The organism is Romboutsia sp. (genome assembly GCF_035470145.1).
Classification (GTDB): domain Bacteria; phylum Bacillota; class Clostridia; order Peptostreptococcales; family Peptostreptococcaceae; genus Romboutsia_D.
Genome location: NZ_DATIRC010000435.1, coordinates 1 through 8,818, shown reverse-complemented (window position 1 = coordinate 8,818; position 8,818 = coordinate 1). Strand labels below are relative to the sequence as shown.

The following is an 8,818-nucleotide window of genomic DNA, read 5'->3' as shown; positions in this document are numbered from 1 at the left end:
ATAATTCTGTGATATTATTAAAATCTTCTAAACGGTTAGCATTTTTTAGTGCATATTGAAGTAATTTATGCCTTTGTGAATTCGTAGGATTATCAAGCTGTGTAGGCAAAGAACTTGTTTTCATAATAACTTCAACTCCTTAAAATTATATTAATATAGTTTAAATATATTAATGTGATTTTTAAAAAATGAACAAAAACCTTCTGAATTGTTATTACTTTAGTTTTGAAAAAATGTATAGAAGGTAAATATTATATCTACAAGTTTTACTTCTTACTGTGGACTTGATTTTCTAGGAGCTCCATTTTACCTATTTCTTTATTAGAAAATCCTTGAAGATGCTATAGATAAAAACAATCACTGGTGGAAGAGTGTTTTAAGTTCCCTAAGACTAAGAGTTTGGGAGATTTTTACTAAAGACGGTTATAAAGGTTCTCTCGCTAGCAAACCAGCTAATTTGACAGGTATTTGATGATGTTGTTTTGGATCGGGTGGAAATTTATCATAATAAACATGGATATTTGATAATCAACTCTAAGTTTATGGAAAAATATAAATGTTGAGGAGAAACTATAAGAAATATATTTGACAAAATTAGCCTAGTTCCGTGCTTATTTTATTAGGGCAAGCTAAAAAATTTCCAATTAACGCCAAATTAACATAATTAACTTTTTTTTTACATAGACTTAATAGCTGATTAACACAATCACAATATACTAGTATATGTAATAGGTAAAACTTATAAAACTTATATAATGGAGGCATAATTAAATGTTTAGAAAGAAAAATTTTACGACTAAAGTCTTAGTGAGTATATCACTTCTTACTATCACATTTATTGGTATTTCAAAAATATCTGATAATAATATATCACTAAGTGAAAAATCTTTTATAAAAGGTAAAGCTCCTAAATATGTATTTTATTTCATAGGAGATGGTTTAGGGGCAGCTCAAAGACAAGTTGGAGAATATTATGTTCAAGAGACTACAGGAAATAAAGAATTTAAACTAAATATAAATACTTTACCACACGTTGGAATAAACACTACACATTCTGCAGATTCTTTAGTAACTGATTCAGCAGCAGCAGGAACAGCCTTAGCTACTGGAAATAAAACTAACAATGGAGTAATTTCACAATTACCAGACGGAACTAACGTAAAAACATTAATAGAAGAAGCTGAAACAAAAGGAAAAGCAACAGGTATAGTAACTACTACTAGACTAACACATGCCACTCCTGCAACATTTGCATCACATAATGTAAGTAGAGGAAATGAAAATGAAATAGCAGTAGATTATTTAGATAGTGGTGTAGATTTCTTTGCAGGTGGAGGATATAGAAACTTTATACCTAAATCTGAAGAAGGTTCAAAAAGAGAAGATGATAGAAATTTAGTTAAAGAATTTGAAGATGAAGGATATAAAACATTTATAGGTGAAGAAAGTTCACAAGATTTTATAAACTTTAAACCATCAGATGAAAGTAAAGTATTTGCTTCGTTTACTTCATCTCACTTACCATATGAAGTAGAAAGAAAAAATACTAATGAAACACCTTCACTAGCTCAGATAACAGATAAAGCAATAGAAAATTTATCAAAAGATGAAGATGGATTCTTCTTAATGGTTGAAGGTGGAAGAATAGACCATGCAGGACATGCAAATGATATAACAGGAGTTATAAATGACGTAATAGCTTTTGACGAATCTGTAAAACAAGCTTTAGATTTTTATAAAGATCATAAAGATGAAACGTTAATAGTTGTAGTAGGAGACCATGAAACAGGTGGAATGGGGCTTGGATTTGGTAAAAATTATTTCCTAAACTTAGATCAATTAAAAGATGTAAAAGTTTCTGTAGAAGATACATTACAGGAAGCATATAACGGAAACAGAGAAGAATATATAAAATATATAGAAGATAACTTTGGTTTAAAAGACTTAACTGAAGAAGAATTAAAAGAAATATACAAGGCTATGGATATAGTTGACAATGGACAAATAGATGAAAAATCTTATGCAGAGTATAATCCTGTTGCTATTGAAACTACTCATATATTATCAAAGAGAGCTAATGCTTATTGGACGTCTTTTGCTCACTCAGGAACTCAAATACCGATGTCTGCAATAGGAGTAAATGCTGAGGCCTTTGAAGGATTTAAAGATAATATTGAAATAGCAAAAACTATGGCTGAAATAATGAATTTTAAATTAACTGAAGTTGAATAATATAACTAATATAAGAGTCAAGTTTATACTTGACTCTTATTATATGATAATCAAATAGTAGGAGGGGTTATATATGAAAAGTAAATACAAGTTTTATATATTTTTGACTCTAATAGCTATAATATTTTCTATAACTTATAGTTATAGTGACCATAAATCAGAAGAAAGTACTAATTATATAGAAGCTAAGGCTAAAGTTTTAAAAGTAGATAATAGTAATGTTAATCAGGCTGGTATATCTAAAATAGGAGAACAAAAACTAGAAGTTAAAATACTTAATACGGAATTTAAAAGTAAAGAGATCAAAGCAGTTAATCATTTAACGGGTAGCTTAGAGATTGATGAGTTTTATAAAGAAGGAGATACAATATTAGTTTCTTTAATGGTTAAAAAAGGTATAATCAGTGGAGCAAAGACACTTTCTTTATATAGACAAGGTTGGCAGTTAATCTTATTTAGTGTATTTGTTCTTTGTTTATTAATCTATGCAAAATTAATAGGACTAAAAGCACTTTTTTCTTTTGTTGCAAGTATATTTATTATATGGAAGGTTTTAATTACTAATTTATTAGAAGGAAAAGATCCATTAATTATTACAGCATTAGCACTAACATTATTATCAGGAATAATAATATTTTCTGTTGCTGGTTTTAATAAAAAAGGAATATCAGCATTTGTAGGTACTATATTTGGACTTATTTCAACTATTATAATAACTGTATTCTTTGGGAGTAAAATGCAATTATATGGAATGACAGCTCCTTTTGCTCAAACATTAATATTTAGTGGATATATGAATCTTAATATGCAGTACATTTTTTATGCAGCTATAATAATAGGAGCTTCTGGAGCAGCAATGGATATTGCTATGGATATATCAGCTTCAATGGAAGAAATAAAAATAAATAAGCCTGACATTTCTAAAAAAGATTTAATTAAATCAGGATTTAATGTAGGAAGATCAGTAATAGGAACAATGACGACAACTTTATTGTTGGCTTATTCTGGAGGATATTTGACTTTACTTATGTTATTTATGGTAAGAGAAACAAGCTTAATTCAGATATTAAATATAAAAATGGTTTCAGCTGAAATAATGAGAACTATAGTAGGAAGTATAGGTCTTGTTCTGGTGGCACCTATAACTGCAGTTTTTGCAGGATGGATTTATTCAGATAATAAGATGTTTAAATGATTAGTGTTCTTGCCTTTACGAAAAACTAATTAAAAATGAATATAAAATGGAACACATTACCATTTATTATTATAGATATTGTAAATAAAGATATTAAAAGTGGTTAGAATAGTACTAAATAAATGTATATCACACCTCATTGTTTTGACATCATAGTCTTTTTATACATTTATTTTAAAATAGATTAAGTCCTTCAAAATTTTTGAAGGACTTTTTACATTTAGCAGAAATACTTATAATATAACAAAAAAATACAATGGGGGGTAAATATATGAAGATTTTGTTTACTATAAACTATGGAGAAGAAAAGTTTCAAAAGGTTAGAGACTTAGGATACGAAGTTGTATATTATCCGGAAAATACAGTAGCTAATAATGAGGACACAGATTCAGCAGATATACTAGTTACTTATAATCCATTTGAAACGTTAGATATATCCAAAATGAATAAATTAAAGTATATTCAAACATCAAGTGTAGGAGTGGATCAAATACCAAAACAAAAACTATTAGGAAGAGAAATAGTTATAGCAAATAATAAGGGAGGATATAGTATTCCTATAAGTGAATGGATAGTAATGTATATTTTACAAATATATAAAAATAGTAAAAAATTTTATGAACAACAACAAAATAAAAAGTGGAAAATGAATTTTGAAATGACGGAGATATATGGAAGAAAAATAGGATTTATAGGAACTGGAACTATAGCTACAGAAGGTGCAAAACGATTAAAAGCTTTTGGAGTAGAGATATGGGGTGTAAATACAACGGGTTCTGATAAAAAATATTTTGACAAGTGTTTCTCTACACAGAATATGGATAATATATTTAAGGAATGTGATGCAGTTGTATGTACAATACCTGCTACTAAAGATACGATAGGTATAATAAATAAGGATAAATTCAAGATTATGAAAGAAGGTTCAATATTTATAAATGTTGGAAGAGGCAATATTATAAATGAAGAAGATTTAATAGATTATATAGATAAATTTAGAGGAGTAGCATTAGATGTTTTCCAGAATGAACCACTAGAAGAAGATAGTAAATTTTGGGAATTTGATAATGTTATAATAACCCCTCATAATTCATGGGTATCAGATAAAAATAATGAAAGAAATTTCAATATGATTTATAATAATCTTAAAAATTATATAAATGAAAAATCATTGAATAATCTTATGGATATATATAAAGGATACTAAATAATACTAAGATAAAAAGTTACTCTATTTAGAGTAACTTTTTTGATTGATAATTATTATATAAAAAATTTAACAATGATAAGCCTATAATGATATACTAAAATATATTAAAGTTATAAAATGGCAATACTAAAGAGAGAAATTTTCATATGAGGTGAGACAAGAATGGCTATAGAAAATAAAATGAATGAATTAATAGATTTAATAAATTATCATAATGAAAAATACTATAATCAAGATACACCAGAAATATCAGATTATGAGTATGATAATTTAATTAACGAGTTAATAAAATTAGAAGAAGAAAATCCTAGTCTAAAAAGAGCAGATTCTCCTACAAATAGAGTTGGAGGAAAGCCTTTAGATAAATTCGAACAGATAGTACATAAGATACCAATGTTAAGCTTATCCAATGCATACTCAAGTCAAGATTTAAAGGACTTTGACAAAAGAGTAAGAGATATGGTAAGTGGAGAAGTAGAGTATGTAGTAGAATTTAAAATAGATGGATTATCAGTAGGACTTACATATAATGATGAAGTATTTGAAAAGGGAGCTACAAGAGGAGATGGAGTTGTTGGAGAAGATATTTCTCAAAATTTAATGACCATAAAAAGTATACCTTTAAAGATAGACGAAGATAATGAAATAGTAGTAAGAGGTGAAGTTTATATATCAAAGGAAAACTTCAAAAAAGTAAATGAACAACAAGAAGAAGCTGGATTACAATTATTTGCTAACCCTAGAAATCTTGCAGCGGGATCATTGAGACAACTTGACCCTAAGTTAACAGCAAAAAGACCTCTAGATATATTTGTATTTAACCTTGAACATGGAGAAAATAGAGAGTTTAAAAGCCATAGTGAATCTTTAGAATTTTTAAAGGAATTAGGATTCGAAGTTAGCCCGAATTATAAAGTATGCAATAAAATAGATGATGTTATAGAGTATATTGAATATTGGACAGAAAATAGAGGAAATCTAGATTTTGAAATAGATGGAATGGTTATAAAGGTGAATAATTTATCTCAAAGAGAGTCCATGGGATATACTGCTAAAAGTCCAAGGTGGGCAATTGCATATAAATTCCCGGCAGAAAGGAAAACAACAAAGATTATAGATATAATAGTAGAAGTAGGTAGAACTGGAACTATAACTCCTACTGCAGTTCTTGAGCCAGTAAGATTAGCAGGAACAAGTGTGAGTAGAGCCACATTACATAATGAAGACTATATAAAAGAAAAAGACATAAAAATAAATGATATTGTATTAGTTCAAAAAGCTGGAGACATAATACCTCAAGTAGTTGAAGTTATAAAGGACGAGCGTAGTGGAGATGAGATTGATTTTAAAATGCCTAAGGAATGCCCAGTATGTTCAGAACCAACAGTAAGATTAGAAGGAGAAGCTGCTGTAAAGTGTATAAATATGTCTTGCCCTGCACAAATAAGAAGAGGAATAATTCACTTTGTATCTAGAGATGCAATGAATATAGATGGACTAGGAGAATCAATAATAACATTATTATTAAATGAAAAGATAATAGAAGATGTTGCAGATTTATATAGCATAAAAAAAGAAGATATTGTCAACTTAGAAAGAATGGGTGATAAATCTGCTACAAATTTAGTCAATTCCATTGAAAAGTCTAAAAATAATGATTTATGGAGACTTATAAATGGATTAGGAATTAAATTTGTAGGAGTAAAAGGAGCTAAGATATTAGCTAAAAAATTTAAAGATTTAGATGACATAGTAAACGCAACTAATGAAAAATTAGTTAATCTAGAAGAATTTGGAGAAACTATGGCAAATAGTGTAGTTGAATTTTTTAAAGAAGAAAAAAACCTTAAAGTTATAGAAAAACTTAAGAATACTGGTGTTAATACTAAAGCAATTGAAGATACGAATTCTAATATATCTAAAATATTTGAAGGTATGAAAATTGTTTTAACTGGAACACTACCTACATTAAAAAGAAATGATGCAAAAGAAATAATAGAAGCTAGGGGCGGTAAGGCTACTTCAAGTGTTAGTAAATCTACAACATTTGTATTAGCAGGAGAAGAAGCTGGATCTAAGCTTACAAAAGCAACTGAATTAGGTGTAAAGGTAGTTGATGAGGCTAAATTTATAGAACTTATAAAATTAGAATCAAAAGAAGATGTAGAAAATAAATTATCTTAAAAATAATAGCTGTATTATATAGCGTTATTTGCATTAATATAATATATTTTGTGTTAATTTAAAGTTATTACAAAGGATATGGATACTGTTAATGGTAGAAAATTACTTTAAATATATGTTAATATTATTAGTATATAAATAAAGTTGAACGAATGAAAACTCAACATAAAAAGACTTAAGAGAGGTAAGTAAAATGGCTAGAATTGATAATAGAAATAATGATCAGATAAGGGATATAAAAATAACAAGAAACTATACACGATATGCTGAGGGTTCTGTATTGATAGAAATGGGAGAAACAAAGGTTATATGCACAGCGTCAATAGAAGATAAAGTACCTCCATTTTTAAGACACACAGGAACGGGATGGATAAATGCAGAATATTCAATGCTTCCTAGATCTACTCATCAAAGAAAAATAAGAGAATCATCTAGAGGAAAAGTTGATGGAAGAACTCAAGAAATTCAAAGATTAATAGGAAGAGCAATAAGATCTGTAATAGATTTAAAAAAAATAGGCGAAAGAACTATCTGGGTAGATTGTGATGTAATACAAGCAGATGGAGGAACTAGAACAGCCTCTATAACAGGTGCTTTTGTAGCAGTGGTAGATGCATTAAATAAATTACATAAATCTAAAGCGATTAAAGAAATACCAGTAAGAAACTTTGTATCGGCTATAAGTGTAGGTATAGTAAATCAAGAACATGTACTTGATTTATGCTATGAAGAGGATTCTAATGCACAAGTAGATATGAATATAATAATGACAGATAAAGGTGAGTTTGTAGAAGTTCAAGGAACAGGAGAAGAGCGTCCATTCTCAAGAGATGATTTAAATGCATTATTAGCACTTGGAGAAAAAGGGAATAAAGAACTAATAAAAGCTCAAAGAGTAGCATTAGGTGAAATAGCAGATGAAATACTAGGAATGGAATATGGCGATGAAGTCGTTATAGCAACTAATAATGCTCATAAATTAGAAGAAATTGGGGCAATATTAGAAGGATTTGATTATAAAATATATTCATTAAAAGATGTAGATTTAGGTGGAATAGAAATAGTTGAAGATGGAAAGACATTTGAACATAATGCATTAATAAAGGCTAGAACAATAGCTAAAATGACTAAAATGATAGCAATATCAGATGATTCAGGTCTAGAAGTTGATGCTATAGGAAAAAAACCAGGTGTTTATTCTGCTAGATTTGCAGGAGAAAATGCAACTGATGAAGAAAATAGACAAAAGTTAATTAAGTCTCTAAGTAATATTTCAGCAAGTCAAAGAACTGCAAGATTTGTATCAGCTATAGCAGTTGTATTCCCAGATGGAAAAGAGTTTGTAGTTAGAGGAACTTGTGAGGGAAATATAGGATTTGAAGAAAAAGGTAAGAATGGATTTGGGTATGATTCATTATTTATAGTAAAGGGATATAATAAAACTTTTGCAGAAATGCCAGCTACTGTAAAAAATAGTATAAGTCATAGAGCTAATGCCCTAAAATTAATGAAAAGCGAGTTTAGCAAAAGGGTAGTGAGATAATGAAAGTAGGAGTGGTAAGTGATACACATATGATGAAGCAATTCATCGATAATACAATACCATATTTAAAAGAGTGTGATTTGATAATTCATGCAGGAGATAATTTTTCAGATTCAAAGTATATACATAATGTGACAAATGTAGGAGTAATGGCGGTAAGAGGAAATTGTGACTTTGATGATGTAGAAGATGAATTGGTTTTTGAAGTAGAGAATAAAACTATATTTTTATGCCATGGAGATAGGTATGGTGTGAAGTATGGAATAGATAGATTAGAGACAAAAGCCAAGGAGATTAATGCAAACATAGTTGTATTTGGTCATACTCACATTCCTTTATGTATAGAGAAAGATGGAGTTCTATATTTGAATCCAGGAAGTGTATCTCTTCCAAGACAAGTAACATATAAAAGTTTTGTTACACTAGATATCGAAGATGAAAAAATACAGATACA

General features: G+C 28.6%; 6 protein-coding genes. All 6 read left to right on the top strand.

The window, feature by feature from the left end:
• The first annotated feature begins 771 nt into the window (after positions 1 to 771).
• A complete protein-coding gene (locus tag VLM92_RS16965; protein ID WP_325277501.1) occupies positions 772 to 2,232 on the top strand; it encodes an alkaline phosphatase in 1,461 nt (486 codons plus the stop codon).
• A 73-nt stretch (positions 2,233 to 2,305) separates the two neighbouring features.
• Positions 2,306 to 3,427, top strand: coding sequence for a YibE/F family protein (locus VLM92_RS16960; RefSeq protein WP_325277500.1), 1,122 nt, complete (start codon positions 2,306 to 2,308; stop codon positions 3,425 to 3,427).
• Positions 3,428 to 3,698: 271 nt separating this feature from the next.
• Positions 3,699 to 4,634: a phosphoglycerate dehydrogenase gene (locus VLM92_RS16955; protein WP_325277499.1), complete on the top strand. Its 936-nt coding sequence runs from the start codon at positions 3,699 to 3,701 to the stop codon at positions 4,632 to 4,634.
• A 165-nt stretch (positions 4,635 to 4,799) separates the two neighbouring features.
• On the top strand, positions 4,800 to 6,821 hold the full coding sequence (gene ligA / locus VLM92_RS16950; RefSeq protein ID WP_325277498.1) for an NAD-dependent DNA ligase LigA: 2,022 nt from the start codon (positions 4,800 to 4,802) through the stop codon (positions 6,819 to 6,821).
• Between the two features lie 193 nt (positions 6,822 to 7,014).
• Positions 7,015 to 8,364 (top strand): ribonuclease PH, encoded by a 1,350-nt coding sequence (rph, locus tag VLM92_RS16945; RefSeq protein ID WP_325277497.1) that lies wholly within the window; start codon positions 7,015 to 7,017, stop codon positions 8,362 to 8,364.
• Positions 8,364 to 8,818: metallophosphoesterase (locus VLM92_RS16940; protein WP_325277496.1), on the top strand; the 455-nt coding region annotated here is incomplete at its 3' end. The genes rph and VLM92_RS16940, both read left to right, overlap by 1 nt.

Coding starts and splice junctions, on each gene's coding strand:
- VLM92_RS16965 (WP_325277501.1), top strand. CDS start 772: ATGTTTAGAAAGAAAAATTTTACGACTAAAGTCTTAGTGAGTATATCA.
- VLM92_RS16960 (WP_325277500.1), top strand. CDS start 2,306: ATGAAAAGTAAATACAAGTTTTATATATTTTTGACTCTAATAGCTATA.
- VLM92_RS16955 (WP_325277499.1), top strand. CDS start 3,699: ATGAAGATTTTGTTTACTATAAACTATGGAGAAGAAAAGTTTCAAAAG.
- ligA (WP_325277498.1), top strand. CDS start 4,800: ATGGCTATAGAAAATAAAATGAATGAATTAATAGATTTAATAAATTAT.
- rph (WP_325277497.1), top strand. CDS start 7,015: ATGGCTAGAATTGATAATAGAAATAATGATCAGATAAGGGATATAAAA.